The organism is Rhodococcus sp. KBS0724, assembly GCF_005938745.2.
Lineage (GTDB): Bacteria > Actinomycetota > Actinomycetes > Mycobacteriales > Mycobacteriaceae > Rhodococcus_F.
In genome coordinates, this window is sequence record NZ_VCBX02000003.1 from 38,550 (window position 1) to 64,361 (window position 25,812).

Sequence of the window (25,812 nt, forward strand, 5' to 3'; positions counted from 1 at the left end):
GAGCACCGGTGACCACTGCACGCAACGCACAGTCGCACATGACCGAAGCCCAGATCGACCGAGCCATCGCCGCCGCCACCGCCGGACACCGCATGGCCGGCATGGAACCCACCGAATACGGCATCGAAGTCGGACGCCGGCAACTACGCGGAGAAATCACCGGCGACGAAGCAGTCGCACTCGTCCTCGCCGAAAACCGCCGCCGCCGAGCTGCCCGCAGTTGAAAGACCCGTACGTCGACCCCGAAACAGGGGTCCTGATCAACAAACTCGGGCACACCGACCCACAAGCACTCCTCGAGGACGAAACCGAAGCGGCGTATCAGCGCATCCTGCAACTCGAATTACAGCCCATACCAGGCAATTTCGACTTCGACCACCTGAAAAAGATCCACCAATTCATCCTGCAAGACGTCTACGACTGGGCCGGCACCCTCCGCACCCGCGACACCGGCGCCGTCGGCATGAACCTCCCACACTGCCGACCCGAACACATCGAAAACCAAGCCGCATTCATCTTCCGCGGAATCGCCAAAGACAACTTCCCCCAAGGACTCCCGAAAGACCGCGCCGTCGACCGACTCGCCTACCACTGGGGCGAAACCACCGTCCTGCACCCATTCCGAGACGGCAACTCCCGCACACAACGAGTCTTCTTCGACGAACTCCTCAAATCCTCCGGCTGGACCATCGACTGGCAAAAAGTCCACGCCTCCGCAGTACAAGCAGCCCGCTACGTCGCAATGGAAGCAAACCACACACCACTCCGCGACGTCCTCGCGGTCGGCGTACACCGCAACAACACCGAACCGCCCACACTCGCCAAGACCCAAGGCGCTGTCATCCACCTCGAGGTAGCCGAGCATCACAAAGCGATGATCGAGCACCTCCGCAGCGGAAACCGGGAACCGTACAACCCCAACGAGCTCAGCGACATCGCCAACCGAGCCCGCATGAGCTTCCCCGCATCACCCACGCACCGTGCCCGCAGCGCAGCCCCCGAAGACCTCAAACCACCGCGACCGAGCCAGCCGAAACGCGAACACGACCTCGGCCGCGACTGACAACATCCGGACAAAAGCGGGCTGACCACAATAAATGTGGCTCACTCTCTGCTCCTGCTGGAATTATTCGGCGTGATCGCTCAGCAGCCGAGCAAGAGCGCGAACCGTTTTCGGGTCAGTCATATCGCCGCCACGTGCGCAACCGATCCTGGCGCCCGACGCAGTCTCCGCAGCCTGCAACTCCCGATATGCCTCAACAAGCTCAGCACTGGGATTCGCCATCAGCTCCGCTTGACGCTTTTGCTCAGCCTCGCGAGCAGCGCGCATCTGGGCCGAAAACTGCTCCTCGCGCCAGATTCCGAAACGGCGACGCTTCCACGGCCCACGAACATCCGCGCCGGTCATCCACGCCGCGAACTGCTCCTTGTCCCGCTCCCACTTCCCCGGCCGAAACTCAGGACTCCAACTATCCCTCACCTATTCCCTATCAAGCGGCGCACTGCGGATAAGACCAAAAACAGCGGCGCCACCAACCCGCTCACGCGGAATCGCGCAGAGTATTCTCGCACGCAACGAAAGCCTTAGTTATATTAAACAAAAACACGGCCTCGTCACGAGTCACCGTAGTTTCCAGGAGGCTTCCATGTCCCGCGTTCGCGTCCGTATTGCGCTTATTGTAAATTTCCAAAATGTAGTCGGCTACAGGATCCGGCAGCTTAGATGCTCTTTTGTATCCCTCAAAGAATCCACCCAACGACTGATTTGAAACGCTGTCCGTCCCGACTGTCTCTTTCGCCAGGGCCTCCATTGCGGACGCAGTTGCCCCCAAAACCCCTGCGTAATCCTCGCGTTCGAGGCAATGTTCCGCCCGCTCAAACAGCATCCGAATATTTGGATGTGCTGACTCTTCGATCTGCTGGTCCAAGTCGGTAAATTCTAGAACCTCTACCGATGTCGTCCCGTGTGATCGTCGAATCCGCGCACCGAAATTGAATACCTCGAAAACCTCATTTGTCGCTTGTAGATCCAAGTATCGTTGAGTCACCATTTCTGCCGCAAACTCAGCAATCTCGGCCGCACTCATAGCTCTGATGGCAGCGCCAATTTCACCGTCGTGCCAAGCGATCTCGACTGGTTCGAAAGAACCGTAGCCGTCCCCTTCGAGGACATACAACTGGCGTCCTGTTATGTTGTTTGCAGAATTTATGACCGAATTGTAAAAAATTATTGAATGTTCTTTCGCTTCGACGGCGCGATCATCTGCGTTCTTGATGATCTGCCGCGCAATGAACGACTTCATTTCTGTCGGAGCGATCTCCCTATCGAGGGAAGTGATCGCATTAGAGTTGAGGTAAATTCCCAGTTTCATGTGAGGATTATGCATCATCAGATCCATTCTCATCAGCTAAGACGGTCAACCGTTTCCGTCGCCGATCCCGACCAACGAGAGAGCTACCGCGACACCAAGCGTGGCCGGCCTCCGTCGCTCCCGCACAATCACCCCGCCAGCCACCCGAGTGGGAGGTGCGAACGCCTGGCCTGTTGCCGGCGGTGTGTTGGCGCCTGCCCGGCGGCCGGCCACCTACCGGCGTCCTCCGAATTGAGCTCCGCTGCGCTCCGCACCAGCGAAAAGCGTTGATTTGTTTGTCCTTCTGGCTTTCCGATTCTCGTCGGCGGTGACCTGCGCGCAACCCCTGGCGGCGATGCCGGCCCGAGGGCTCCGAGAAATTTTCTCAGGCCCCTACTCGCACGCTCGCAGAGAAATTTTCCCGGCCCAGGGGTGGCGCTCCGGCCCCCTCATGCCGACGCGATTCTCCTTTGCCAGCAGGGCAAAAAAATTGGCGGCCGCCGAGCAGGGGGACGCCACCGGATCAGCGGAGGCCGAAAAGTTATGGGTGCACCAGCAAAGACCATGGCAGACAAGAGCGCAGCGCGACGCGAGCAGGCCGCCGCACTGCACGAGAGCATCACCGCGAAGGTCGCCCAGCTCACCGACACCGACGCATGGACCGCCTACCTGACCGCCGCAGCAGCGTTCCACGCGTACAGCTTCAACAACGTCATGCTGATTTTCTCGCAGGCCCCGAACGCGAGCCAGGTCGCCGGATTCCGCAAGTGGCAAGAACTCGGACGCCAGGTCCGCAAGGGCGAAAAGTCGATCAAGATTTTCGGCTACTCGACCAAGAAGATCACCGAAACCGACACCGAGACCGGCGAGGAAACCACCCTCCGCGCAGCACGGTTCCCGATCCTGTCCGTGTTCGACATCGCCCAAACCGACCCGATCGAAGGACACCCCGCAGCAGCCGCCGAAACCATCACCACCCGACTGCAAGGCGAAGACCCCGCCGCGATCTATGCCCGCATCGCGCAGGTGATGACCGAGCAGGGATGGACCGTCACCCGTGAGCACATCGCCGGAGAATCGAACGGCCGCACCAGCCTCGACGGATCACGCCGCATCATCGTCGACGACACGATCAGCGACGCCCAAGCCGCTAAGACGATGATTCACGAAGCCGCCCACGCGCTCATGCACGCCAGCGGAGACGTCGCCCCGGCCGAGCTGCACCGAGGCCGCGCCGAAGTGGAAGCCGAATCCGTCGCGTACGTCCTGGCCGGACTGCTCGGACTCGACACCACCGATTACAGCATCGGCTACATCGCCGGATGGGGAGACGGAGACCTCGAGGTCATCACCGACACCGCCCGCGCAGTCCTCGCAACAGTCCACACCCTCGCCGAGGCACTCGAACCCGCGACCGACGAAGCCGAGGACACCGCAGCCGCATAGACGGCAGCACCCCACAAACGCAGTGCGACACCGGGCGGTAGGAGCCCGCCCGGTGTCGCACCCGAAAGTCTACGGAATGAAACCTCGCCCGGTCGATCACTGTCTATTTGCTAGAAATCTGGATCGGTGCGCTGCCCATTGAGGGCGGGCGCAGAATAGGCGCACATTTTGCGAACGAACTGCACTTTTCTCGAAATATCAGGGGCATTTCGATGAAGTACGTACCAATCGGTTTGCGAAATTTTGAACTTACGCTACGGTCAGTAACTGTTCAGTAATCGTCGGGTACGTACATCGAAGATGGAGATACTCATGGTCAAGTCGAAAGCATGGGCCGCAACGGCCATCACGGCCCTTTCCTTCGCAGCCCTCGCCGCTGCGCCTACCGCCACCGCAGAACCTGCCCCGGCGGCCGATCCTTTGCTCGCGTACGCAGAACAGAATCCCCATGACTTCATCGGCATCAATGCTCTGGCTGAACAGCAGCTCGGCCAGAGCATCCAGTTCAGTGTCTCCGGCGTCGACGGACCGGTAGACGCCGCAACGGCAGACCTCCTGAGCAACCAGGCACCGCAGGAAGGTATCGCCGCCCGTGCAGTCCCCACGGATGCATTCAGCGTTGTCGGATACTGGCTGCCCACCCCGGGACGCACCGCAACGTACATGGGTACGTGGAACTTTCGTGACGACTACGTCAACGGATCTGCACCCGATGACTTCGCCTCCATCATGTTCGACTTCTCCAACCGCTGCCTCACCACGGTCTCCACGACGTACAACTCGTACTACTACGACGGGGAACGCACCACCGACAGCGCGGCGTACCTCAAAGACGGTGGCGTCGGCGGCGCCCCCATCGTCGGCCTTCGCGATGCGGTATCGGGCTTCAAACTGAATGTCGACCACGGACACATCAGCTCCACCGTCACCCGCAAACTCGGCTGCGACGCCCAGTCGTTCGGAGCGCAGTTCGCGTACGAGCACAACCAGGACGGCGGCAGCGCCGGATCGGTGTCCGCGTCCTTCATCGGTGGACTGTCCATCGGCTACAGCGGCAGCCCGGCCACGATGCAAAAGAGCACGAACCCGACCTACATCAACTTCTGAGCGCATCGCGCTAGTTAGGCTCGCGTCATGAACAAGTTCACGAGTGCAACCCTGTTGCTCTACCTCGTCGCAGTCGTCGCGCAGCTATTGACGTGGGCAGATCTCAGTGGCGCTGAACGAAGCACGCGCGTTGTCGGATTTCTGCTCGTCGGAGCACTGTTGACAGCAATCCTGAGCTTGGGCGGCTCACGCGACAAGAAGTCCTAGCAGAATCCCGGTCGGTGGGTCAGTGGTGCGCTTTCTGCGCCGCTGACCCACCGACCGTTGTTATGTCCGCCCGCGGGCAGTAGGTGTTGGCGACTGCACGTTGCCTGCGGAAAGGTGACGCCTGCCCGGCGGCCGGCCACCTTCGGTGTCCCCCGAAATGAACTCCGCTGCGCTGCGCCGGGATGAAGAACATCTTTTTGTTCTCCTTCTGGCCTTCCGATTCTCGTCGGCGGTGACCTGCGCGCAACCCCTGGCGCCGCAAGCGCCGGCCGATGGCTCCGAGAAATTTTCGTCACTCGCAAGCTCCCGCCGAAATTTTCTCGGCCCAGGGGTGGCACTCCAGCCCCCTCATGCCGACGCGATTCTCCTTTGCCAGAAGGCGAAAAAAATTGGCGGGGCACGAGGCCCGGTCACTTTCATCAGCGAGGGGAACGACATGCAGCGCATCCGTTTGAACACCGCCACCGAGGTACTTGCCTCCATCCCCACCATGCTCGGATTCATCCCGATCGCCTCGGTCATCGTGATCATGCTCAAAGACGAAATCGTCGACGGCCGAACCACCAAGCAGATTGCCCTTGTCACGCGCACCGACGCCGCCACCGGCGAGGGCGCCGAATTCGATCCCGCCCCGTACCTCCAAGCCGCTGTACGCGCCGAGACCACCGCCACGATCTGCGTTGCCGTCGCCGAAGACGCCGCCGCAGTCATCGCGCTCGATCAGATCGCGATCCTGCGCCAGGGATTCCGTGACGCCGGAATCCGCGACATGCTCGCCTTGCACGTCACCGCGCTCGAAGCCGGAGCGTTGTGGACCGACCTCGACACGTACGCGACCGGACTCACCGAAGACCCGAACGCCTCAACGTTGAGCATTCACAACGCCGTCGAAGAGGGCCGCACCACCGCAGCCTCACGCGAGGACATCGCCGCCCGCTACGCCGTCACCGTCGAAGCGGACACCGCACCCGCACACGCAGCGCTGCACGCGCAGGGACCGGACTTCGTTCGCCACGCCGTCACCGAACTCGCGACACTCATCCGCACACGCGGCAACCCGGACGCCGAGCTGGCCGCCCGTGTCGGACTGTGCGCCACCATCAGCCCCACCGCACGCGATGCCCTGATGTTCACCGCCAACGGAAACGAGCACGCAGCCGCCCACGCGTTCGCGACCATCGCCCGCCAGGTACGCGGCAACGCTCGCATCCAGATTCTCACCGTCGCGGCGTACTGCTCCTACATCAGCGGCGACGGACCCAGTACCGGCATCGCACTCGAGGCCGCCCAAGCCGCCGTCATCGACGGCAACGGCGAACACGACACCCCACTGCGCAACCTGCTCGACTTTGCACTCGAGCACGCGGTCTCACCCGCCGCAGTCACCACACAACTGCACGCGATCAGCGCCGAGGCAGCGCGATCCTTCGGCGTCGACGTCGACAATCTGGACAGCTGAAAAACGGCAGCGGCCCCGACTTCGCGAAGAAGTCGGGGCCGCTCCCGTATGCGGTGGCGATTGTTCGGGCATCGAGCCCGAACAACCGCTGCGCCAGCTCCCCAGAGCGCCACCCGTGCAATGCGGCGCGCGGAAGATCAATCGAACAAGTGATCCGTGGTTCCTGGCGCGGGAAACGCGAAATCGATCCGAGCGCGATCAACGACTTCGCCAGTCAAACCTTCGACAACCGCGGCAAGGTCCGCATCGGTGATTACGCGTAGATGCTTCGTGCTCTGATACAGCTCCGACTCCACAGCAGAGCGGGGATCGGCGTTCGAGTTCTGATCGGTCACAACTGACATCCTTTTTCGTGGGTCCGTCTACATCAGACGGACAGCGCCATATCGACCATGATGATTGCGTCGTACACCCCGTGTACGACAATCGCCGGCCACAGCGAACGTGTGTACAGCGCTATCGCTGTGCACACGACACCCATGACCAAGGCGGTGACGAGGTTGCCCTGTCCGAATTCGAGATGGCTGAGTACGAACGCAGTCAAGGCGAGAGCAGCAACCACCGACACCGAGATCCAAGTGCTCGATGCGCGGCGTTGCTCGGCAAGCACGACCGAACGGAAAACAACTTCCTCCGCAAGCCCGGCGGTGAGAAACGCGGCGGTTAGTGCCGTGTAAACGCCGCCGCGAACGATGCTCGCTCTCCGAGCTTCATTGGCCGCAACTTCATCCGGAGATGTGACCGGCCACCGTGCATCGGTGTGGATGCCGTAGGCGAGGAAGAGATAAGCGAAAATGCCGAGGAGCGTTGGGACAACGAGCACCCACACCACGATCCGAATTGCGACCGAGCGCGAGGAGTTCGGACGAGGAACAACGAACCCCAGCCACAAAACCGAGCGGCGCAGGGTCGCCGATATCCATCGACCAATTCGAACGAACTCGGCACGATCGACACGCTTGTTGCCGTGTCTGTAGCTGCGGTCCAGCACAGCAAAAATGATCGTGAAGAGAACGAACGCCACGGCTGCCGTGATCGAACTGACATTGGGTACATCGACAGCGAATGCAATCGCGGCGATCGTGATCGCAAACACGGCAGTCGTGGAAAAGCGGAAGATCGTCGCTTTGCGTGGCAAATATCGCCGCCGTCGCGGCGACCAAGTGCGGGCGGTCATACTCTGGTCGAGACCAGTGCCGGGTTACGCACTCTGTTCCGATGTCGATTCCTTCGCCGGAATGGAGTCCTTCACTTTGTTTGCAGGCTTGGTCGTCGTGTTCCTTCTCGTTGCCGACCGGCGAGCCGGCGCCTTCTTGGAAGGAGCGTCGACGCGCCACTGCTTGATCGAGCTTTCTGTGAACCCGACGCGCAACGCTTCGGTCAATGCTGCGTCGAGATTGCCGACGTTCGCGGCATCCTTGCGGGCGAATTCCTCTCGCGTGTCGAGGAGTTCTTTGTGTGCGGTTGCGACCACGCGGATGATCTTCATCTTCTCTTCGGCTTCCGCCTTGATAGCCGCGTCGAGTGCCTCGAAGTCCGGTGTGTTCGGTGTCGTGTTCATGCGCTACATCGTAGGAGAAATCTCGCCCGACCGTGCGCCACTGAACGCGCGCTAAGCGTAATTCACGGACACTGCCGGTTGTCCATGGGTGGGTGTCCGGGGCGGCGTTGTGTGCACACCAGACGCGGAGCGGAGGAATCTGGTGTGTGCCCAATGCCGAGAACCCCGGTGCCCGCCTATGGGCAACATCAACCACCCGAACTGCGTATCGACGCGCTCCGCGCGGCGCATCTTCTTTTCTCCGAGATTCGCCCACAGATCGGGACTGCTCCGATCCTCATATGGATGCCCGAGATCTCCCTCTCCGCTCCGCTACGTCTCAGGCACCCACAATCGGGACCAGCCCCCAAATGGGGACGAATTCGAAACCGGAGGAACTCGCAGGCTCGTCCTGGCGCTTTTGAGACTTCGGGGACGAGACTCAGGACGGAAGTGACCCCGAAATCTAGGCCTCGGCAGAGCAAGATAGTAATTTAGGTGCCCTAAGTTCGGTCAGATCTTGCCGCTGCGCTCTGGACCTGAGACACTGGCGTGTAGCCCCACGTGGTGGGGGCGCTGCGCTGGGCCGAAGGGAGGCACGACGGACATGAGTGAAGACGAGGTCAGTCGACCCCGCCGGTTCCGTCGTGAACGCCGGGAGAATGTGCCGGGCGGTCGAGCTGGCCGGCACGTGGTGAAGGTGACTCCCGAGGAGGAGTCCGAATTGCTGCGCCGTGCGCAGGAAGCGCGCATCACCGTGGCGCGGCTGATGGTCGAGTCCGCCCTCTCAGAGGCAGGTGAAACTGCCACCGATCGCCGCGATCTTGCCGCCGAGTTGTTCTCCGCGTTCCGGTTGCTGTCCGCGATTTCGATCAACATCAACCAGATGGCGAAAGCAACCAACGCAACCGGAGATATCCCCGCCGAACTGAACGGTGCACTCATCAGCGTGCGTCGGCTGGCGGACCGGATTCACGGCACCCTCGACGAGATGTCCGCGCCGTGATCGTCAAGATTTCCCGCGGCGCCAAGGTCACCGGACTGATGTCGTACCTCGCCGGTCCGGGCAAGAGCAACGAGCACACCGACCCCCATCTGGTGGCCGGCGACTACGCGATCATGGCGTGGCACGACGACAACGAACTCAGCGGCGTCGACGCTCTCGCGATCGGCAAGCAGATCGACCAACCCCGCAAAGTGTTCGGCACCGAAATCAAGATCCCGAACTACCTACGCGACGACGCCGGCCAGGACGTCCGCGACAGCCACGGCAAGAAAGTCCGCGACCCGATCGACCCGTACCGCGACGGCAATGTCTGGCACTGCTCACTCTCACTCAAAGCCGACGAAGGCGAGCTGACGGACGAGCAGTGGAACAAGATCGCCACCGAGTTCATGGACGAAATGGGTTTCACCGACACCTCCGGTCGCAGTCCCGCCAGGTGGGTCGCCGTCCGCCACGGAGTGTCCGCGAAAGGCAACGACCACATCCACATCGCCGCATCCGCCGTGCGCGAAGACGGCACCAAGGTCAACCTCTACCGTGACTGGAAGCGAGCAAGCGTTGCGGCCGCACGCATCGAGCGTGAACACGGCCTCGCTGTCATCGAGTCCCGTCAGAGCAAGACCGGCGAACGCGGCTACCACCGAGCCGAGAATGCGCGCGCGGTACGCAACGGGCAGGCTGAACTCGACCGCGATCTCCTCGCACGGCGCGTGCGCGCCTGCGCAACATCGTCGAAGTCCGAAGCGGAATTCGTACGCCGACTTCGCGGGCAAGGATTGATCGTCCGACCCCGCTTCGCCTCCGGCCGAGATGACGTTGTAGTCGGCTACAAGGTCGCCGTCAGACCCGACCGCGACGCCACCGGAACCGATGCCACACCGATCTTCTACGGCGGCGGACACCTCGGTAAGGACCTCACCCTCCCCCGCCTCCGCAAGGAATGGGAAGACACCCCCACCAGCTCCGGCGAAGCCGTCGCAGAATGGCGCGCAGCACGACGCGAGAAGCCCGCAGTGCGCAAGGGACGCGAGAGCGTCGTCGCCGATCCCGGACTGCTGGCACGCGCCGCGCAAGACATCGAACAGTGGAACAAATACCTCACCAGCATTCCGGTCATCGACCGAGCACAATGGGCACGCGCCGCCGGCCGAACCGCAGGTGTCTTCGCTGCGTGGTCCTCCCAAGTCGAAGCCACACCAGGACCGCTCGCGAGAGCGTCCGTCCAACTAGGACGGTCCGCGCAGATCCCCGCACACCAACACGCCGCGAAGAAGGCCGGCATCGTCTCCGCGGGCGGCGCAGCGATGATCGTCATGCAGTGCAAGCCGGGACTCGACGCAGCCGCCGGATACGCACTGCTGCTGCGGCAACTGATGAAGGCAACCGAAGCGATCGCTGCATCATCACGCGCGGCCGGCGCCGCTGCCTACGCCGCCCAACTCGAGACCGTCAGTCGAGTGCAACTCGAATCGGTACACCGACGACTCAACGCCGCCGCACAACGATCTGCCGAGACTGGTTCCGTCGCGGTCATCGAACGCGACGAACCCGCCCATGAGGTCACCACCACGACACCAACGACGGCACCCGAATCCGTCGAGCGGACCTACACCGCCGAAGAGCAAGCAGAGATCGACGCCGCCCAGAAGTCCTTGCGCCTGTCGTACCCGAGCAGCCCGACCGAAGCAGTCCGCCCGTCACCGCTCCCCCCGAAGCTCGAACCCAAACCGCGCACCGCCGCACAACCCAACCAAGGCCGGGACACCGAACGAGACGTGTAACCAGACATTGCCGCCGCCGCACAGAATGCGAACCGGTGTCCGGCCTATGTGCTCAAATGTGCCGTGAAGAACTTCTGGTCGCAGATATGGAACGCCGAGTGGCTCGCGGACACCGGGCTTCCGTTGATCCTTTCGCTCATCGCTTTGTACGTGGCGTACCGATTCCTCAAAGCACAGTTCAAGCACGACCGGAACCTGATCGCCGAGCAGTTCGCACACGACCGTCTCCTGGTCGCAGAGGAACGCCGACGGGCATTCGCACGGAGATTCGTCGAGGACGCCCGCCAGGCGATGACAGAGCTGGTCGAGATCAATCGCTCGTACGATAGGGACGGAGCTGACGAGGCGACCTTTCGGGCGATCTTCACCCGATCAAAGGAAGTGTTCGAGAGGCTCTCACGGTCGGCCCGTGACCTCCAGATCGCACTCGGACAATCACATCTGACCCTGGCCGCGAGGTCCGTTGCCACCTACCACCTACTTCGCATCTCCACCTACGCCGAAGCTCCCGAACTGCGGCGAAATTCCGTGCCGCTTTCTTTCATCGGCCGCGAGGCAATTGCGCGCCAGACCCTGACCGAGCAATGGACGTCGCACATACAAACTCTGGCAGCAATCCTCGATACCTGGGAAGGAACCGAGCCGTTGCCGCCGCTGGTCGGCACCCTCGCCGATGTGGAATTGCTTCCGCTGGGGCCGATTGACACCACTCCCGAAGCATTGGTCGAACATGTCGAAGCCGTTGCACTCTGGAACGCCACATGTCGAGGCAAGTTCAACGACGAGATTGCAGGGCTCGTGCGAATGAGCCCATCCTGACGCTTGCCTCGACCAAAGGCGTAATTGAAAACCGGACGACCAGTAAGATCGTCGCGTGTCGACACCTTCACCCGCGAGCCCGGGCCACGTGTTCTTTTCCTACGTTCGCGAGGACTCTGCCGTCGCTGACGAGCTCATATCACTGTTGGAAGCGGAAGGGCTGGCGGTGTGGCTGGATCGAACGTCCATACCTGTGGGTACACGGTGGAAAAGGACGATCGAGACAGCACTTCGAGATAGCGCCGTTGCCGTGATGTGTTTCTCCGAGAACGGCGAAAGCAAACGCTCCAATGGACAAAATGAGGAGTTGAACCTCGCATCGATAGAACTGAGGAGACGCCGCCCGGAGGATCTGTGGCTGTTCAATGTTCGGTTCGACGAGTCGAAAATTCCGAGCTACGACATTGGAAGCGGCGACTATCTCGGTGCCATCCAGTTTGCAGACTTCTTTGGTGCGGACAAGATCAAAAACGGGCAGGAGCTTGCTAAAGCCATCGCGCGTCGAGTGGACGAACTGCACCAGCTAGACACTGCTCGGGCTGCTCGGCTCGCGGCCGCACCAGCAGGTATTGATTCGACTGCGACAGTCGGGGCGTTGTCAGTCCGTCCCGCTGAGTCGACGGCAACTCTCACTGCAACGCAGTCCGTTGAGTCTCGTATTCACGAGTTGGAGGACATGCTCAGTACAGGAGGCCCGCAACCGCGAGTCGATCGCGCCGTACGGGAAATCCTGCGACCGGTATTCGCCGGACTTCAGGACATCGACAAGTTCCCTCCCGCATTCGTTCCCGGAAGCGACTCCGCGAGTCGGGTAAGGCAGATGGTAGAGGGTGCCGAGACCTACCGCGACTTGGTCGATCCGGCTGTTGACCTCTTCATTCGAGGGGGCCTGTGGGGTGTGGACTATGTTCCGGTCTTCCGACGAGCGCTCGAGGACATCGCAGCGACTCGAGTCGACGCGTCGAAGCCTGGATCGATTATCCAGCCAATGCGCGCCGAATACTTGACGGGCTTGGCACTGTTTCCGACGACACTTTTGATGTACGCCGCCACGATCGCTGCCCTTCGCGAGGGAAACTATCGAATGATTCAGACCTTGAGCTGCGAGGCTCAGCTTGATGTGTCAGAGCAGTTCGGAGGAGTTACCTCCCATCGCCCCATGATCGTCGGTGCTTCTCCGTACTACTCTCTTCGCACCGCGGAGATCACTCAAACGCTGTTCGCACATCAGCAAGGATTTCTGACGGATGAGATGCTCGGGGCGATTGTGTCAGGCCGGCTCCGCCAAGGAGTCCGGTTTCCCGCATCTCGGTACTTGCGAGAGACATTGCGGCGGAACTTCGACAGCGCTGGGGTTTCCTCGTCGGAGTACGAGAAGCTGTTCGATCAAGCAGAGGTGCTCTTCTCGATGATTACCGTCGACATCAAAGACAGCGGTCGTGTTCACGCCGATCCATGGCTGGGTACATTCGCGCAACGCACCGCTGCCTTCGATGAATCGAATTCCGTGTGGTCGAGATACCTCGATGAATGCGAGAGAGCCGGCGGCGACTGGTTGCCGTTGCACAGTGGGTTGTTCGGCGGTTCGCCAGACCGCGCACAAGCCGCCGCGCGAGAGGTTAGACGATTGACCGAGGATCACCTGATGCGTAACCGCTAGCAGTCTCAGTACAGCCTGAGAAGCACGCGGACGACGCAGGGCCGAGGCAGCAAAGTCTGCCTCGGCCCTGCGTCGTCTCAGCTCTACGGCCGGTCAACGACCAGCATGTTGCCGGTCGCGCCCCTGCGACTTGTTCGGCTTCCCCTGCCACGCGACCAGAGTCTTACCCGGCCCGGCCCCGGTTCGGACTGCATCGCAAACGGGACGGCCTCGCGCCCGGGGCTGATCCCAAGCCGATCTTCTACGGCGGACGCCTCGGTAAGGACCTCACACTCCCCCGCCTGCGCAAAGAAACGGAAAAACACCCCCACCAGTTCGGGAGAAGCCGTTGCGGAATGGCGCGCAGCACGACCGTGAGATTGAACGCGATTTCTGACGCCGACCAGGTGTCAATGAAATGGGTTTTCACCGGAGGAGCGTCGCTTAGTCTTTGTGCCATGGCGAACAGAGTTTGTTGGCATTGTGAAAAGTCCTCACACATGACGCTCGTTTACACGCAAGTGTTGAATCCCAACGGTGAGCGGGAGGGTGACTCCATTGCGGGTTTGTATACGTGCGATAACTGCAAATGGCCCAGTGCGGGTGTAGGCGGGACCGCAACGCGGGGTGTGTCCGCCTCTTCGGTCCACTCCACTGCGGACATATCGGTCTGGTACCCGGAACGTGCAAGTGGTCGAGACTTCCCTGATGTACCGACGCATATCGCCTCCGCGGCAGACGAGGCCTACCGGTGTCGAAGTTTCAATGCCCTCCGTGCCGCCGTACTGATGTCTCGATCAGTAATCGAAGCCACTTGCAAGGAGAAGGAAATCGTCAAGGGAAATCTGGCGACCAAGATCGACACCCTTGCTGAACATGGCCACATCCGGGCGATCATTCAGGAAGCCGCACATGAGATTCGATTTCTGGGCAATGACATGGCCCACGGCGATTTCATCGACGATGTGATCGCGGAAGAGGCCGACGAGATCCTCAACATGATGTCCATCTTTCTCGACGAAGTGTTTCAGACGCCGAAACGCATCGAACGAGCTAAAAGTGCACGCGAGGCCAAAAAGGCTGCTTCGACATAAAATCCGGCCGACGGTCAGTGCCTGATCGGCAAGACGATAAGCGCCACCGCTAACGGACTACGCGGAGAGCAGGTCTCGTATCCGTTTCACCGAGGATGTTTGCCAGGTGGCGCTGAGTCCAGCACAGCTCTTCCGCGAGATCGGCACGTGAGAAACCCATCTGCCCCGTCAATTCCAGCGCTTCGTGTAGAAGGCTGGGCATCTCACCAGGATATGAGGTCAGCGGTTCTTCTCGCCGAAGGCCAGCCATCTCAGCGAGACGCTGATGGGCTCGGCGGATTGACGCGTCCCCTACTAGCTGAAGTTCCCCCATCCTGTAGATCAACGACTCAACGGATACGCCCCATGTTCCGCTTAGCTGTTCTAAGGACGCGATACGAGCAGTCCTGGGCAGCAGCGGCTCTATCTCCGTCCGTGGGGTGAGAAATTCGGCAGCGAATTGATCCGCTTCACGCTCCTGCTGACGATCCCCAGGAAGCGGGCTGGGGTGCATGAGTAGATGGCCGATCTCATGAGCGCATGTGAATCGGTATTCGTATACGGATTTGAAGCGCTCAGGAGTAACAATCACCAATGGGCGGCCCAGTGTTCTGGTGGAATATGCCTTGACGCGGCTGACTGATTCGTTGGTCAATGGGATGAGACATATTACGAGACCGCGTGATTCCATCGTGGCGGCGAGGTGGGGCACGGGGCCTCGCTGGACCCTCCAATGCTGACGTAAGAGTTGAGCGGCGTAGACCGGCGAAGTCCCTTCCTCGATTTCAGGAAGATCTAGATCGGGGAACTTCACACGCTTTTCGAGCGCATGTGTGAGCTCCCAGAGTTGTTCTGCGTGTGCGGCAGCTTTGGCTCGATCCTTCGCGCGGGTAGACCGTAGGCTCCGAAAATGCGCATCGGTTGTATCGAGATGCCCAAACGGGCGCCCTGTGGCGAAGAACTGCACCGGCACTGATAGGGATTTGGATAGGCCGGGTAACAGTTCCTGTCGCGGTTTGTTGATACCGGACTCGTACTGCCCAATCGCTGCCGCCGAAACGCCCACCGCATCTGCGAGCTCTGACTTGGTTAGTTCAGCCAATACCCGGGCTTGGGTGAGTCGCGCTGGCTCAAATGCGTCCGCTATGACAGCAAGCTCGGATTGGACATCCCGGCTAAAGAGTGAGAGTTCCGGTTCACGGTTGCCGGTGTCAGCCATCGTGTGATTCGCCTGACCTCTCTACTGGATTCCGAGGGAACTTTGGGGGCAATGCTCCTGACGTGAAAGTCCGTGTTGGTGTGATCGAGACTGGTTTCGTCTGCTGAACCGGTAGCAGACTTTCCGTGAAATCCATCCACTGCACGCAACGATCCGCGCGGAGCTGGACTTCCCCCCACTCAACTGAGAACAAGCCGCGGCTAGAACTGGATACTGCGACGACCACGAGGCGTCCTGAAGGTACGGAGCTGTCATCTGCGATTAGCTGGAACTCTTCGAGCATTGCCCTGTCTGATTCCGAAAGTCCGGCATCAGGCAGGTTCAAATCCAGCGCCCCTTGCGTTGCAGGAGTAGGCAATTCAGTCATTGCAATTCGAGCTTCAGAAGTGCCGAACAGAATCTCACCGAGGCCAGTGTCCTTGTTGTTGGAGAACCGCCATGGGAACAGTGCGACACCCTTGATCACTGGAATTTTGTATGGGGCCCGACCTGGTCGAACGAGTGCCGCGTCGGGCAACTTGCCGAAGGTCTCGAAACGCTCGAGAACGCCACTCCAGAACTCGCCGTAAACCCTCTTCGAGCGGTGTCCGGATGCTTCCTGCGCATCCAATGAAGCCTCGTGTTCACTGCGAATGTGTTGGGCAACTTGCTCCCTAATGTGGGGGCCGTACTCACCGAAAGTCTCCAGCGCCCACCTACGGCCAGCATCCACAGCTCCTCCTAAGTCTTAGTGTAGAAACCTATCATATGACTTTAGTTTTGAACCACATATGGCTACTTTACTTCAGGTTTGGGTAGTTGATTCCGAGATGGTCCGTAGCCGGGATTACTCGAGAAGGTCTGCCAGGTGTCGTCCGTCATCGCCGCCGACCAACCGAAGGTTGAGTAGGGCGCGTGATGCTAAAGACAGTGGATCAACCCCATCGTTCAGTGAGGCGTGGATGATTCGGTCAAGTCCCGCGCCGACTAAAGGTGCAGCTGTTCGTAGGGTGGCTTGCAGGGCAACAGAGTTGGTGGAACCCCCGTGCATCAAGAGGTTGCGTTGTCTGTACAGCCGCCGAAGTGCTGTCGTGACATGTTTCGTTACGTCGCCAAGCGTGCTGCGCGGATTGTTTACCAGGCTCTGCATCCGTTGGGCTGCTGCGATGTCAGAGGGTCGTGCTAGCTCGAGTGAGCGACCTGATTTAAGTGCATCAGCGACCAGTACGGCCCGCTCGCGATTGGTCGAAACATTCCCCAGTTCTAGCGCTAGGCGATCTGGCGTGTTGGGGGCATGTTTGTGAGAGAGCGATGTCAGTTCACCTCTTGGCCAGGAGCAGGACACCAAGGCGGCCATACGATCAGCCGCGACGGCTCCACGCCCTTCTTTGGTGTCCTCGTTATCCCCGGGCGCGATGAGGAGTGCCTCAATGGCGGCCCACCCTCCTGAGATCGCTGGCCCAGGGGATCCGTAGTTCAGTGGAGCGGCGAGTTCGAGTGCGTCATCCAGTGCGGTAGGACGAGAGACGTTGTAAACCTGTTTCTCGGTCTGTAGAGAGAGGACGAATGCGCCCCGCCCCGGCGGCTGCAATGCGACCTCATGGCATTCGCTGCCGTCCCAGACCCACACGTTCCCAAAAGGTTCGGGGATCTTGGCGCCGCGACCAGTCTTTCGGGTGTAGCTGCTGCGAGCGATGATCCTGTCGATAGTTTCGTTGGTGGCGTCACCGGCACCAAAATGATCCCTGGCCTCGATCTTGTACAAAAATCCCCCGCACATAGGAGTGCTGGTCAGCTTGGCCGCTCTCTTATGGGCCCATTCATTCAATGCGCCTGCGTTGCGCCACTCGGGTAGGGCTTCGGCAAGTTGCATTCCCGGTAGGGAGATGAAAGGCACCATCACCTCGAATTCCCGAACTTCGTGTTCGGAAAGTGACCCAGCGGAGTCGAGCAGTTCGCCGAGGGAGTTGTTGGCGTACACATTGCCTGTGACCCATCGGTGTAGGAAACGCATGCTGTAGCCACAATCTAGGAGGTGGGATGCGAGAGCTCGGGAGAGTCGTTCCGGCGACGGTCGAGATGGGCCGCCCACGGCAGCGCCCCATCGGCCCACATAGCCCACCCGCACCATGTCAGTTATTTGCCTGAGAGTTCTATGGTTCCGGCTCCCATGGGGAACGCCAGATTTGAGGGTGCTGGTCAATTGTGACCGCAGCTCGCGATTGCCTACTCCAATGTCTTTGCCGGCTAGGCGGATGATGTCGGACGCCAGCCAATTCACTGCACCTGATGACAGCACGCTTTTGGCCCGCCAGCTCGATGCCTCGTCCAGCTCGCACAGTGCGGTGACGGTCCCGGTATCCCAGAGTCTCCGCTGCCATGGAGAGGTATCACCAAAGAAGTCCAGGAGTCGAGTGGTGATGTGCTGGGCGTATGGATCGGTTGTGAGATCCAGCGTTGCGGGATCGATTTCAGGTTTGCTCACTTCTGCATCATCGCGTAGTGTCATACACAAGCGGAAACGCTGACATCTTGAGCTGGGGAATGACTTTCGAGTTATTCCCCGCTTTTTTATCGATTGAATCGAACATACGTTCGATAAATGCTTCTCCTCTAAAGGTCCAGAATCTGTTGGGTGCAGGTGGGGTGAAGCCTCCAGGGGCGGGTTTCAGGGGCGGGATTGGCGCCCGATGACTTACCTGGTCCGTTGCCGTACTGCATCACGCGCGGGGTCGCTCCTGCGTAGAAAGCTCGCAGAAGTTCTTGCGGCCGTTGTGCTCGTTACGGTGCTCGCGCAACACCGGTTTGGGGCACGTCTCAGGTTGCCCGGATTTTCCGTGCCCGACTCCGTGAAGCGATCTTCGCGCCACCGGAGATACGCATGCGCCACTGCGCCATCTCCAGGCTGACGCCGTATTGCTTCGCCACTGCGTCCGGGTTGGCGCCGCGTATCGCGTGTTGCAACGCTTGGTCAGCGGGAATGAGGAGCGCTCCGGCGAGTTCACTTGCCTCTCCCTCCTGCTCTTTGCTGGTGCCAGCGCACCTGCTCTGATCGACCCACGCTGCGGAGATGGTGTGTTCGGCAACGAAATGTGCGACCTCGTGCGCCAGGTTGGATCGGATTCGGGCCGGCGTGTGCGCGGGGTTGTAAATCACGACATGACCCGTTCCGTTCTGAACGAGCGCGGCGGACCAAAGTTCCGGCGCATCGACGATGAATCTGCGTCTCGCTTCCGCGGGCAACGGTACGTCGTTCAGGGAAATGAACGGGACCCCGTACTCCTGTGCCCAAATGTGCGGGTCGAACGGATCGTGCCGACTCAATCCGAGTTCTGCTCTGACTTCGTCGGCGAGTTGTCGAAGAGCCTTCTTTGTCGTTGCCATTCGTCGCTCAAGATCCAGCTTTGCCCGCACGTACGTGCGCCAACGTCAAGCGGAAAATGTCCTCCAAATGCTTCTTGTCCTGTTCGTTCAAATCTGCACGTGCTCGGAGAAGTGCACTTACTTCTGTCTCGAGCTCCCGCTGGTCGCTGTCGTCTCCACGAACTGAATGTGCGGGTTCGGCGAGGAAGTCATCGGCGGACATATCCAGCCACCGCACAATCTTGGCGTAGGACTGCAGATCGGGTTGAAGACCGTTTCGGAGCCGAGACAGGAGGGCCGGGCTCACGCCAATCTGGCTTGCGGCCGTTCTCCATGAAATGTGTTCCGCCGTGATTCGCGAATCCAGAACACCTACGAGTTTCTCCAGTTCTACAGCCTGTGTCATTGCGTTTTTCCTCTCACTCGGCAATCCTAACGCCTCAGGAGACTGTTTCAGTACCGAAACGTGATGTGGTACGATATCGATACAGTGTTGTAATACTGCAACACTGTAGATCATGAACAGGAGTCGAGATGGCGAAGAACACGGGGCGCGGACATCGCGTCGGCGCAGTCAAAAGCCGCAGCGAATTCAAGGTCGGGAAGACCTGGTTCAAACGCGACACATCCACCGGAAAGATTCTCAACGGAAGCTCGCAGCAGCACAAGGGCGTCCGGAACGAAAAATGAGTGGTCGGCCGATGCTTGCAGGCGTCTGCCGACCACCCGCATCTAACTGTCTCGATCCTGAAACGTCAGGTCGAGGCAGGACCGGCCCGAGGGCGCGGCGATGACTTTGGAGAGTCGGCGTGAGCGTACAGGAGTTTCCTGGGACAGGTAGTCCCTCCTCCTCCTTGGGCCACAACCTAAGAAGGGGGAGCTGTGGCTCTCATTACCGATTACTACGGGATCTCGGATCCCGTGCCTTTCCTTGACGTTGACATCTCGGTCGACAACAGGATGTTCGTCGACCCGTATGCAATTCGGCTTGCCGGCGGCACGGATCCATTTGCTGCACAGGCAAATCAATGTACTGAGAGTTTCTTTGCTGAAGTTACTCGATGCGTGCTCACTCCTGGCGGGGTCGCACGTCGACAAGGCCTCGAACTTTTGCAGCGGTTCGTTGAGCCATGGGAGACACGACTTGGATTGGCCGCCAATAGTTTCAGTGGCCACGGTGGGGCCGGAGAAGTCGGGTCCTGGATCTGGACGAGCCTTAACACTGAACTTGAGGCGCTGATCAGGGTGAGTGTGCTCCGTCAGATCGAGGATCTTCCACTGTTTGTCGAGGGTATCGATCGCGACATCACATCAGACATCACCACGAGAATCGTATTTGAACCGCTGGCCAATTTCACTGCCGAGATGGTCGAGCAATTTCCGCAGTTCCGATCTGGCCGACATCGTGTCGAGAGATTCACCAGGCAGGTGTGGGATCCCCATGCGAGAGGGTGGACGGACAAGGTGCTGATGCTGCCGGTTGCGGACGGAAAGCCGCTTGTCCTGGTTCCGCGAGCGTGGGCCCGCTCTACGCTGTTGATGTCTGCGCGTCGTTATTACGAAACGAGCGTGCTCAGCTACGCACAAATGGAGCGTGCGGTGGTAGCCAGCGACGGTAAGGTCCTGACGTCCCCGAAGGATGTTCTCAAAATCCAGCCCGGGCTGGAACGTGGTCGCGCCACGAATATCAGTATGACCCACCGAGCGCATGCCAAGGACGACGACCTGCTTGATCTCTTCCGGCGCTTCGTCCGGGCACGGAGAGCGTCGACCGAAAGTCACCAGCGCGTAGCCTGACTTCCTTGGTCGAGAGCACGGAAGGCCCCGCATAGATTGTGTGCGGGGCCTTCGTGCTTCTTTGGATTACCTACCTATCGGCCGGCATGTTGGCGGTCGCGCCCCTGTGACTTGTTCGTCTTCCCCTTCCGTGCGACTGGCGGCTTGCCCGGTCCGGTGCGGACCGCATCGCGAGCGGGCCGTCCCTGCGCAGTGTCGGCCGACATGCGAGCTGCGATCGCTTCGGAGTCGACGCCGGCCGCGTGCATGCTGTTCGCGAACGTGGTCCGCCGGTCAGCGGAGTCATACTTCTCGACAGCTTCGCCACGCTCATCGTCACCCTGGACGCGGTTGCCTTCCTCGACTGCCGTTGATTTTTCGGGCTGCGATCGCTGCCAGTCCCCGACAAGTTCTTTCTCGGCTTCGGTCCGTTCGTCCTTCCCCGCATCCGGGCCGTACGTCTGCTCCCAGACGGCGAACCACTCTGGAGTGTTCTCCCGAGCCCACGTCTTCGCCTCTTCGAGCTCGACCGCTGCGCGTTCGGCTTTACGGTCGGCGCTCTCGGCCGCGGTCATCGCAGCACCAGCTTCGACGCGATCCTGCGCAGCCCGCTTCTGCTCCGTACCGGCGACGTCCTTGTATGCACGGCCGTAGGCGAGGAAGTCCCGTGCTGCCTGATCGTTGTCGACGTCGAAGCCGTATCGCTGGTGGACTTCGGAACGGATCTTGTGTGCAGCCTGGGCAGCGATCTCCGATTCAGGGCTCCACGCCTTTGCCTGCAAGTAGGCGTCGGTGATCGCCTCCGGCTTTGCTTGATCCCACCACTGCTTGTCCGAGACTCCTCGGAGCTGCGTCTCGGCGGCTGTCCGTTCGACCTTGAGACGTTCGGCGTACTCGCGAGTTGCCTGTTCGCTGCGATGCTGTGCGTCCCGCATCCGTTGTTCGCGGGAGCGGGCCATCTGCTCGGCGAGTCGGCTCATCACCTGCATTGCCACGCGCATCGCCATGCCCATTTCGCGGCCGATCGTGCCTACTTCGTCATCGGACATCTGTTCTCACCTTTCGTCGGACCGGTCCGCCGGGTGCGGGCCGAAAGTGCGGTTTCGCGGGGGTCACGTCTCGCGCTGATCGGGGAACAGTGCGTCCGGAGCCTTGTCGGTGGGCAGTGGCTTCACGGAACCTTTGTGGCCCCGCTCGGCCGAGCACGCTTTGAAGGGGCCATCGCCGGCGAACAGCTTTTCCATGTGGTGATCGGCGTGATCGCGCCACCACACACTCATGCCGGTCTTCGCATCCAGGCGTAGGTACTCCCACGCCCGCCAGAGAGCTTCGACGCGGTTGACCGCTTCCTCGTGCTTCCACCACTGCGGGCACCACACACGCGAAGGTGTGTCCATCACCTGACGGCGGTAGGTCGGGGCGAGCCAGTCGCGCATGAATTCTTCTGCCGAGCCGAACACCATCTGCGGTTCAGGCTCGGGTTCGGGTTCCTCCGGGATCTCGAGCGCCGCCGCGAGCTGCGTGGCGAGGCGCGCTTGTGCGGCTTCCTGGAGCTGGGCATGCAGTTCGGGAGTGAGCATTTCCTCGAACTTCGCGGCTGCGATCGCATCGGCTTCCTTGCTGATCCGTTTGTCCATCGCCCGTGCCACGAACCCTTCCATCTGCGCACTGAGCGCAGCGGCAGGTTCGGCCGGCGCAGCGATGCCGGGATCAACAGCGGGCGCCGGGTCGCCGGGGTCGTCGATCGGCACCTCGTCGTAGGCACCTTCCGGTGGCGGCTCGAAGTCGTCGGCGAATCCGGGGAAGTCGAAATCGGTGCTCATGCGACCAGCTCCACTGCGTCGACGGCGCCGACCTTGGTGACGGCCTTCGCCAGGGTCTTCTCCGGTTCGGGATCGTGAACCTTGATCGAGGCCACGACAGCGTCCTTGTTCGGTCCCTCCCACCAGGGCACTGTCTTCACCAGCGTCGGTGAGTTACCCGAGGAACGTACGACCGCGCGGCCGCGGGGTAGCGCTTCGAGTTCGGCTTCGGTGAGGGTGCGTTCCTTGCTTCGGTGCTTGGAGACGCTGCGACCGTTGCCGCTGTTGGAGACGGAGCCGGTGATTTCCCAGTGCTCACCGATCGCGGTGGACATGTCCTTGAGGAAGTTGCCGTCGTCGACTGCGACGCCGCCGCCGTAGACGCGCACGTTCGAGGCGGACCACAGTTTGCTCATGCCCTTGGCGCCCCACACGTCCTCGCCCTGTGACCAGGACTGCAAGATCGCCATGATCAGGATGCCGCGTGAGCCGTAGTGGCTGTAGAGGCCGGGGAGCTTCGTCCAGCGCACCACGTTGGCGACCTCGTCGAGAGCTGCAATCAGCGGCTTGGGTAGACGGCCCTTCGGGGAGCTGGTGGCCAGCTGCTCAGCGGCGTCGATGATCGCGACCGTCAGAGCTGTGACCAGCGGACCGGCCGAACCGTTGCCTTCTCGCGAGAGGCTGTACATCGTCTCGTCGTTCGCGACGAACGCCCGAGGATCGAAATGCGGACGATTGTCCCCCGGACCCATCGGTCGCACCCACGGATGGACCGCGGAAAGCTTGAGCGAGCGAATCATCTTCTTCGCCGTGGTGAAAACACCGGAACGCTGCTTTTCGGTCTGGTTGTACTGCGCCGCCAGGCCACTTGCCTGCATCGCGTACTTCCCGCCGGCCGCCTCCTTCAAGATTGCGACAGGTTCGTCGTTGGTCTCCTGCGTCGCCCAGAGGTACACATCGGTGATCGGACGGTTGTCGACAGCGGCCGCGAGGAGCAGCCCGGCGACCAGGTCTTGCCCTTCCGGATCGAAGAACGGGTCCTTTTTCGCCTCGACTCCGTCGTCACCAGCCGCGAAGTGTTCCGCCAGGTCAGCGGCCTTGACCTCGTCGGTGACCCAGGACAACGGATTCCACCACCACGTCGGTTCCTCACCGGCGACGCCCTGCGGATCGAACACCCATACCTTCCGCGGAACGAGGGTGTTCACATGCACTTTGCCCTTCGCGACGGGCTTGGCCGGGTCGCTGTAGGTTCCCCAGTCCACCGACCGGGCCTTGACCGTGTTTCCCGTCTCCTGGTCGATCCGACGTGGTCAGCACCGCTCCCAGCGCCGACAGGATCGCCGGAATGACCCGAGAGGAGGACTTACCGGTACGCGGTCCCCAGATGTCGCAGTGAAGATCCTGGTAGCTGCCGCGCAGCATCCGCCCGGTGAGCAGGTGCTTCCCGATCTGCACCCCGACCGCTTTCGTTCGGTCCTTGAGCTCTTCTTTCATGCCCAAGCTCTTGTACGCGACCGAGCGGCATTCCTTTTCGGTGATGCCCTTGATGTCGCGTCCGGTGCCCATGACCTTCGCTTTCGCGTCGATGCGGGTCTTCTCCCCCTGCACCCGCCGCACCAGCACGGCCGTGGCCACCACGAGAGCGATCACTGCTGCCAGGACCAGGGCAACCACCAGGGTCGACCCGGTCTCCCACACGAGTTCACCTCGAATCAAGCCCTTGACGATCGCGATCGGGTTTCCCGGCGCGGCCTGGTCGGTCCCGAGGTGGATACCTGCCCACACGCTGCCACCGACCACCGCCACTAAACCGGCGATGAGCACCGCCGGCAACAGCCCGTCCGAGGCTGATGGATCTTTCACTGTCCTGGTACTCATCAGTTTGCCTCTCCGTTGCACGGCGGACCCCAGAGTCCGATTCCTGCCGAACGCGCATCCTCTTGCGCCCCAGCTATTTCCGCGGTCTTCTCGATAGGTGTGTTGCCGTAGACGTACGCCCGCGCCATACCCTCCCGCGCCGCAAGTACGCCGTAATCGGTGCCGTCCGGCAAGGTCAGATAACGCAGCGATCGGCCGTATCGGTCGACATCGTCGGAGCGAGGGTCGCCCGTCAACGTCACCGCTGCATCGTCGAGCATCGTGTGCGCCCAGGCGCTCGCTTCCGGTCCCCAACACTGCACCGCCGCATCGGGTTTCACCGTCTCCGGAGTGTCGATCCCCAAGATCCGGACCCGGACGTCCTCGCCGGAAGCCAGACGGACATCGGCAGTGTCGCCGTCGACGACCCGGACCACCTGACCCGACGTCGACGCCGCGGAATCGGTGACCGGTGCGATCAACTCGCGAACAGTGACCGTTCCCCAGACACCGGCCCCGACGACCGCGAGCACAACTGCGCAGTTCAGCAGACGGTGCGCTCCCCCGCTCATGAGATCTCCACGACGGTGGTGACGGTGGCGATGTAGCCGGGGCGTTCGCTGCGCATCATCCCTGGCTGCTGCACTGACGTGGGCGTGATGGTGTGCGAATGTCCCTGCACGACAACGAAAGTGTTGTTCGACTCCAGTTCGCCGAGCAGTTCCTGCAAGGTTTCGAGGGCGATGCCCAGTGCCGCCGCCGGCTCACCGGCAGCGGTTCCGGTCGCGTAGAGAAGTTCGTGACTCATCGCACGGCCACCGCACTCACGCGCCAGACGCCGAGTTTGGTCGCGCTCATGTATGCCGCGAAGGTGGTGCTGCTCAATGGTTTCCCCTCCGGTGTGGTTGCTGTTTGTGTGACCGCGAGAACGCGGGAAACTTTCGCCGGCTGATCGGCCGGGTGTTCGTCGCTGGTCACACTCGCCGATGCTGTGACGATCGCGCCCTCGTCCGCCCAGCTCTGCCACTGTTTGCCGGTGATCGGGGCGAGGGCGATGAAGGAACCGGAGTTCTCCGAGTAGTACCGCTCGTCGAAGAGCGGCGCGGCCCGCTGTGCTGCGGCCAGCTGGTTCGCTTCCTCGGCGGGGGCGTAGGAGAACAGGGCTTGCGCTGCGCCGACCATGACCGATTCCGGATCGTTCTGGTCGACTCCGGCGAATGCACCCGGCAGCGGCGGCGGGGGCGGGGTCGTCAGTGAGCTGTCGGCGGGGCCTCCCTCGTCGAGGGGATGATTGTCGTGCCCGTCACCTCCGGAACCACATCCGGCGAGCAGAAGCGCCCCGGCCAGCAGGGCAGCGGCCGCAGTGTTGCGTGTGCGAGTCATGA

The 25,812-nt window shown here is 61.2% G+C and carries 30 protein-coding genes and 1 pseudogene; 13 read left to right on the forward strand and 18 right to left on the reverse strand.

What is annotated here, in order from left to right; genetic code table 11:
- Positions 1–8: 8 nt before the first annotated feature.
- Together FFI94_RS33330 and FFI94_RS33335 are read left to right on the forward strand one after the other, a co-directional pair.
- Complete coding sequence (locus FFI94_RS33330) at positions 9–224, forward strand: antitoxin VbhA family protein (RefSeq protein WP_138874132.1); 216 nt, start codon at positions 9–11, stop codon at positions 222–224.
- Positions 221–1,063 (forward strand): Fic family protein, encoded by an 843-nt coding sequence (locus FFI94_RS33335; protein ID WP_138874133.1) that lies wholly within the window; start codon positions 221–223, stop codon positions 1,061–1,063. The genes FFI94_RS33330 and FFI94_RS33335 overlap by 4 nt, the downstream gene beginning before the upstream one ends.
- 63 nt (positions 1,064–1,126) lie before the next feature.
- Here the strand turns inward: FFI94_RS33335 and FFI94_RS33340 are convergent, their stop codons facing one another.
- A complete protein-coding gene (locus tag FFI94_RS33340; protein ID WP_138874134.1) occupies positions 1,127–1,480 on the reverse strand; it encodes a hypothetical protein in 354 nt (117 codons plus the stop codon).
- Positions 1,481–1,541: 61 nt separating this feature from the next.
- Positions 1,542–2,372, reverse strand: a complete 831-nt coding sequence (locus FFI94_RS33345; protein ID WP_138874135.1) for a hypothetical protein — start codon at positions 2,370–2,372, stop codon at positions 1,542–1,544.
- A 522-nt stretch (positions 2,373–2,894) separates the two neighbouring features.
- Between FFI94_RS33345 and FFI94_RS33355 the strand changes: the two genes are divergently transcribed.
- From FFI94_RS33355 to FFI94_RS33370, 4 genes are all read left to right on the forward strand, one after another.
- Complete coding sequence (locus FFI94_RS33355) at positions 2,895–3,797, forward strand: ArdC-like ssDNA-binding domain-containing protein (RefSeq protein ID WP_138874192.1); 903 nt, start codon at positions 2,895–2,897, stop codon at positions 3,795–3,797.
- 312 nt (positions 3,798–4,109) lie between these two features.
- Positions 4,110–4,904, forward strand: coding sequence for a hypothetical protein (locus tag FFI94_RS33360; protein ID WP_138874136.1), 795 nt, complete (start codon positions 4,110–4,112; stop codon positions 4,902–4,904).
- Between the two features lie 27 nt (positions 4,905–4,931).
- Entirely contained in the window at positions 4,932–5,111 is a 180-nt protein-coding gene (locus FFI94_RS33365) for a hypothetical protein (RefSeq protein ID WP_138874137.1), read from the forward strand.
- 436 nt (positions 5,112–5,547) lie between these two features.
- Positions 5,548–6,570 carry a DUF4192 domain-containing protein gene (locus FFI94_RS33370; protein ID WP_260684602.1) on the forward strand — a complete coding sequence of 341 codons (1,023 nt, stop codon included), beginning with the start codon at positions 5,548–5,550 and terminating at the stop codon, positions 6,568–6,570.
- Between the two features lie 137 nt (positions 6,571–6,707).
- Here the strand turns inward: FFI94_RS33370 and FFI94_RS33375 are convergent, their stop codons facing one another.
- From FFI94_RS33375 to FFI94_RS33385, 3 genes are read right to left on the reverse strand one after another with little or no spacing between them, the layout of a single operon-like run.
- Positions 6,708–6,905 carry a hypothetical protein gene (locus tag FFI94_RS33375; protein WP_138874139.1) on the reverse strand — a complete coding sequence of 66 codons (198 nt, stop codon included), beginning with the start codon at positions 6,903–6,905 and terminating at the stop codon, positions 6,708–6,710.
- Positions 6,906–6,937: 32 nt separating this feature from the next.
- Positions 6,938–7,747 (reverse strand): CPBP family intramembrane glutamic endopeptidase, encoded by an 810-nt coding sequence (locus FFI94_RS33380; RefSeq protein WP_138874140.1) that lies wholly within the window; start codon positions 7,745–7,747, stop codon positions 6,938–6,940.
- Positions 7,748–7,771: 24 nt separating this feature from the next.
- Positions 7,772–8,131, reverse strand: coding sequence for a hypothetical protein (locus FFI94_RS33385; protein ID WP_138874141.1), 360 nt, complete (start codon positions 8,129–8,131; stop codon positions 7,772–7,774).
- 586 nt (positions 8,132–8,717) lie between these two features.
- Here FFI94_RS33385 and FFI94_RS33390 point away from each other — a divergent pair.
- The 5 genes from FFI94_RS33390 (at position 8,718) to FFI94_RS33410 (ending at position 14,449) form a co-directional block, all read left to right on the forward strand.
- A complete protein-coding gene (locus FFI94_RS33390) occupies positions 8,718–9,116 on the forward strand; it encodes a plasmid mobilization protein (protein WP_260684603.1) in 399 nt (132 codons plus the stop codon).
- The gene (locus FFI94_RS33395; protein ID WP_138874142.1) at positions 9,113–10,897 is read left to right on the forward strand and encodes a relaxase/mobilization nuclease domain-containing protein; all 1,785 of its coding nucleotides are present in this window, start codon (positions 9,113–9,115) and stop codon (positions 10,895–10,897) included. Before FFI94_RS33390 ends, FFI94_RS33395 begins: the two co-directional genes overlap by 4 nt.
- 63 nt (positions 10,898–10,960) lie before the next feature.
- The gene (locus tag FFI94_RS33400) at positions 10,961–11,716 is read left to right on the forward strand and encodes a hypothetical protein (protein ID WP_138874143.1); all 756 of its coding nucleotides are present in this window, start codon (positions 10,961–10,963) and stop codon (positions 11,714–11,716) included.
- Positions 11,717–11,771: 55 nt separating this feature from the next.
- On the forward strand, positions 11,772–13,376 hold the full coding sequence (locus tag FFI94_RS33405; RefSeq protein ID WP_260684604.1) for a toll/interleukin-1 receptor domain-containing protein: 1,605 nt from the start codon (positions 11,772–11,774) through the stop codon (positions 13,374–13,376).
- Between the two features lie 335 nt (positions 13,377–13,711).
- A complete protein-coding gene (locus FFI94_RS33410) occupies positions 13,712–14,449 on the forward strand; it encodes a DUF4145 domain-containing protein (protein ID WP_138874144.1) in 738 nt (245 codons plus the stop codon).
- A gap of 49 nt (positions 14,450–14,498) precedes the next feature.
- On the opposite strand, the gene FFI94_RS34580 is transcribed toward FFI94_RS33410, so the two are convergent.
- The 6 genes and pseudogenes from FFI94_RS34580 to FFI94_RS33435 all read right to left on the reverse strand — a co-directional run bounded on the left by FFI94_RS34580 (position 14,499) and on the right by FFI94_RS33435 (position 19,395).
- Positions 14,499–14,651: a hypothetical protein gene (locus FFI94_RS34580; protein ID WP_260684608.1), complete on the reverse strand. Its 153-nt coding sequence runs from the start codon at positions 14,649–14,651 to the stop codon at positions 14,499–14,501.
- A 123-nt stretch (positions 14,652–14,774) separates the two neighbouring features.
- A pseudogene (locus FFI94_RS33415) lies at positions 14,775–15,647 on the reverse strand (helix-turn-helix domain-containing protein); the annotation flags it as partial.
- A complete protein-coding gene (locus FFI94_RS33420; RefSeq protein ID WP_138874146.1) occupies positions 15,640–16,359 on the reverse strand; it encodes a hypothetical protein in 720 nt (239 codons plus the stop codon). The pseudogene FFI94_RS33415 and the gene FFI94_RS33420, both read right to left, overlap by 8 nt.
- Before the next feature lie 114 nt (positions 16,360–16,473).
- Positions 16,474–17,640 carry an integrase gene (locus FFI94_RS33425; protein WP_260684605.1) on the reverse strand — a complete coding sequence of 389 codons (1,167 nt, stop codon included), beginning with the start codon at positions 17,638–17,640 and terminating at the stop codon, positions 16,474–16,476.
- 803 nt (positions 17,641–18,443) lie between these two features.
- The gene (locus tag FFI94_RS33430) at positions 18,444–19,010 is read right to left on the reverse strand and encodes an ImmA/IrrE family metallo-endopeptidase (RefSeq protein WP_138874148.1); all 567 of its coding nucleotides are present in this window, start codon (positions 19,008–19,010) and stop codon (positions 18,444–18,446) included.
- Positions 19,011–19,017: 7 nt separating this feature from the next.
- The gene (locus FFI94_RS33435) at positions 19,018–19,395 is read right to left on the reverse strand and encodes a transcriptional regulator (protein ID WP_138874149.1); all 378 of its coding nucleotides are present in this window, start codon (positions 19,393–19,395) and stop codon (positions 19,018–19,020) included.
- Positions 19,396–19,523: 128 nt separating this feature from the next.
- Here FFI94_RS33435 and FFI94_RS33990 point away from each other — a divergent pair, with 128 nt between their 5' ends.
- Both FFI94_RS33990 and FFI94_RS33440 read left to right on the forward strand, forming a co-directional pair.
- Positions 19,524–19,679: a hypothetical protein gene (locus FFI94_RS33990; protein ID WP_185993519.1), complete on the forward strand. Its 156-nt coding sequence runs from the start codon at positions 19,524–19,526 to the stop codon at positions 19,677–19,679.
- Positions 19,680–20,234: 555 nt separating this feature from the next.
- Positions 20,235–20,786 (forward strand): hypothetical protein, encoded by a 552-nt coding sequence (locus FFI94_RS33440; RefSeq protein ID WP_144298322.1) that lies wholly within the window; start codon positions 20,235–20,237, stop codon positions 20,784–20,786.
- A 74-nt stretch (positions 20,787–20,860) separates the two neighbouring features.
- Here FFI94_RS33440 and FFI94_RS33445 read toward each other — a convergent pair whose 3' ends face one another.
- From FFI94_RS33445 to FFI94_RS33475, 7 genes are all read right to left on the reverse strand, one after another.
- Entirely contained in the window at positions 20,861–21,814 is a 954-nt protein-coding gene (locus tag FFI94_RS33445) for a hypothetical protein (RefSeq protein WP_138874151.1), read from the reverse strand.
- Positions 21,815–21,877: 63 nt separating this feature from the next.
- Positions 21,878–22,588 (reverse strand): DUF4913 domain-containing protein, encoded by a 711-nt coding sequence (locus tag FFI94_RS33450; protein WP_138874152.1) that lies wholly within the window; start codon positions 22,586–22,588, stop codon positions 21,878–21,880.
- Positions 22,585–23,832, reverse strand: a complete 1,248-nt coding sequence (locus FFI94_RS33455; protein WP_260684606.1) for a type IV secretory system conjugative DNA transfer family protein — start codon at positions 23,830–23,832, stop codon at positions 22,585–22,587. Before FFI94_RS33455 ends, FFI94_RS33450 begins: the two co-directional genes overlap by 4 nt.
- Complete coding sequence (locus FFI94_RS33460; protein ID WP_138874154.1) at positions 23,717–24,448, reverse strand: hypothetical protein; 732 nt, start codon at positions 24,446–24,448, stop codon at positions 23,717–23,719. The genes FFI94_RS33455 and FFI94_RS33460 overlap by 116 nt, the downstream gene beginning before the upstream one ends.
- On the reverse strand, positions 24,448–24,999 hold the full coding sequence (locus FFI94_RS33465; RefSeq protein ID WP_138874155.1) for a thermonuclease family protein: 552 nt from the start codon (positions 24,997–24,999) through the stop codon (positions 24,448–24,450). The genes FFI94_RS33460 and FFI94_RS33465 overlap by 1 nt, the downstream gene beginning before the upstream one ends.
- The gene (locus FFI94_RS33470; RefSeq protein WP_019749775.1) at positions 24,996–25,235 is read right to left on the reverse strand and encodes a hypothetical protein; all 240 of its coding nucleotides are present in this window, start codon (positions 25,233–25,235) and stop codon (positions 24,996–24,998) included. The genes FFI94_RS33465 and FFI94_RS33470 overlap by 4 nt, the downstream gene beginning before the upstream one ends.
- Positions 25,232–25,810, reverse strand: coding sequence for a hypothetical protein (locus FFI94_RS33475; RefSeq protein ID WP_138874156.1), 579 nt, complete (start codon positions 25,808–25,810; stop codon positions 25,232–25,234). The genes FFI94_RS33470 and FFI94_RS33475 overlap by 4 nt, the downstream gene beginning before the upstream one ends.
- Positions 25,811–25,812 lie beyond the last annotated feature (2 nt).

Coding starts and splice junctions, on each gene's coding strand:
- FFI94_RS33345 (WP_138874135.1), bottom strand. CDS start 2,372: ATGAAACTGGGAATTTACCTCAACTCTAATGCGATCACTTCCCTCGAT.
- FFI94_RS33355 (WP_138874192.1), top strand. CDS start 2,895: ATGGGTGCACCAGCAAAGACCATGGCAGACAAGAGCGCAGCGCGACGC.
- FFI94_RS33360 (WP_138874136.1), top strand. CDS start 4,110: ATGGTCAAGTCGAAAGCATGGGCCGCAACGGCCATCACGGCCCTTTCC.
- FFI94_RS33365 (WP_138874137.1), top strand. CDS start 4,932: ATGAACAAGTTCACGAGTGCAACCCTGTTGCTCTACCTCGTCGCAGTC.
- FFI94_RS33370 (WP_260684602.1), top strand. CDS start 5,548: ATGCAGCGCATCCGTTTGAACACCGCCACCGAGGTACTTGCCTCCATC.
- FFI94_RS33380 (WP_138874140.1), bottom strand. CDS start 7,747: ATGACCGCCCGCACTTGGTCGCCGCGACGGCGGCGATATTTGCCACGC.
- FFI94_RS33385 (WP_138874141.1), bottom strand. CDS start 8,131: ATGAACACGACACCGAACACACCGGACTTCGAGGCACTCGACGCGGCT.
- FFI94_RS33390 (WP_260684603.1), top strand. CDS start 8,718: ATGAGTGAAGACGAGGTCAGTCGACCCCGCCGGTTCCGTCGTGAACGC.
- FFI94_RS33410 (WP_138874144.1), top strand. CDS start 13,712: ATGGCGCGCAGCACGACCGTGAGATTGAACGCGATTTCTGACGCCGAC.
- FFI94_RS34580 (WP_260684608.1), bottom strand. CDS start 14,651: ATGCCCAGCCTTCTACACGAAGCGCTGGAATTGACGGGGCAGATGGGT.
- FFI94_RS33425 (WP_260684605.1), bottom strand. CDS start 17,640: ATGCGTTTCCTACACCGATGGGTCACAGGCAATGTGTACGCCAACAAC.
- FFI94_RS33430 (WP_138874148.1), bottom strand. CDS start 19,010: ATGGCAACGACAAAGAAGGCTCTTCGACAACTCGCCGACGAAGTCAGA.
- FFI94_RS33435 (WP_138874149.1), bottom strand. CDS start 19,395: ATGACACAGGCTGTAGAACTGGAGAAACTCGTAGGTGTTCTGGATTCG.
- FFI94_RS33990 (WP_185993519.1), top strand. CDS start 19,524: ATGGCGAAGAACACGGGGCGCGGACATCGCGTCGGCGCAGTCAAAAGC.
- FFI94_RS33445 (WP_138874151.1), bottom strand. CDS start 21,814: ATGTCCGATGACGAAGTAGGCACGATCGGCCGCGAAATGGGCATGGCG.
- FFI94_RS33450 (WP_138874152.1), bottom strand. CDS start 22,588: ATGAGCACCGATTTCGACTTCCCCGGATTCGCCGACGACTTCGAGCCG.
- FFI94_RS33460 (WP_138874154.1), bottom strand. CDS start 24,448: ATGAGTACCAGGACAGTGAAAGATCCATCAGCCTCGGACGGGCTGTTG.
- FFI94_RS33465 (WP_138874155.1), bottom strand. CDS start 24,999: ATGAGCGGGGGAGCGCACCGTCTGCTGAACTGCGCAGTTGTGCTCGCG.
- FFI94_RS33470 (WP_019749775.1), bottom strand. CDS start 25,235: ATGAGTCACGAACTTCTCTACGCGACCGGAACCGCTGCCGGTGAGCCG.
- FFI94_RS33475 (WP_138874156.1), bottom strand. CDS start 25,810: ATGACTCGCACACGCAACACTGCGGCCGCTGCCCTGCTGGCCGGGGCG.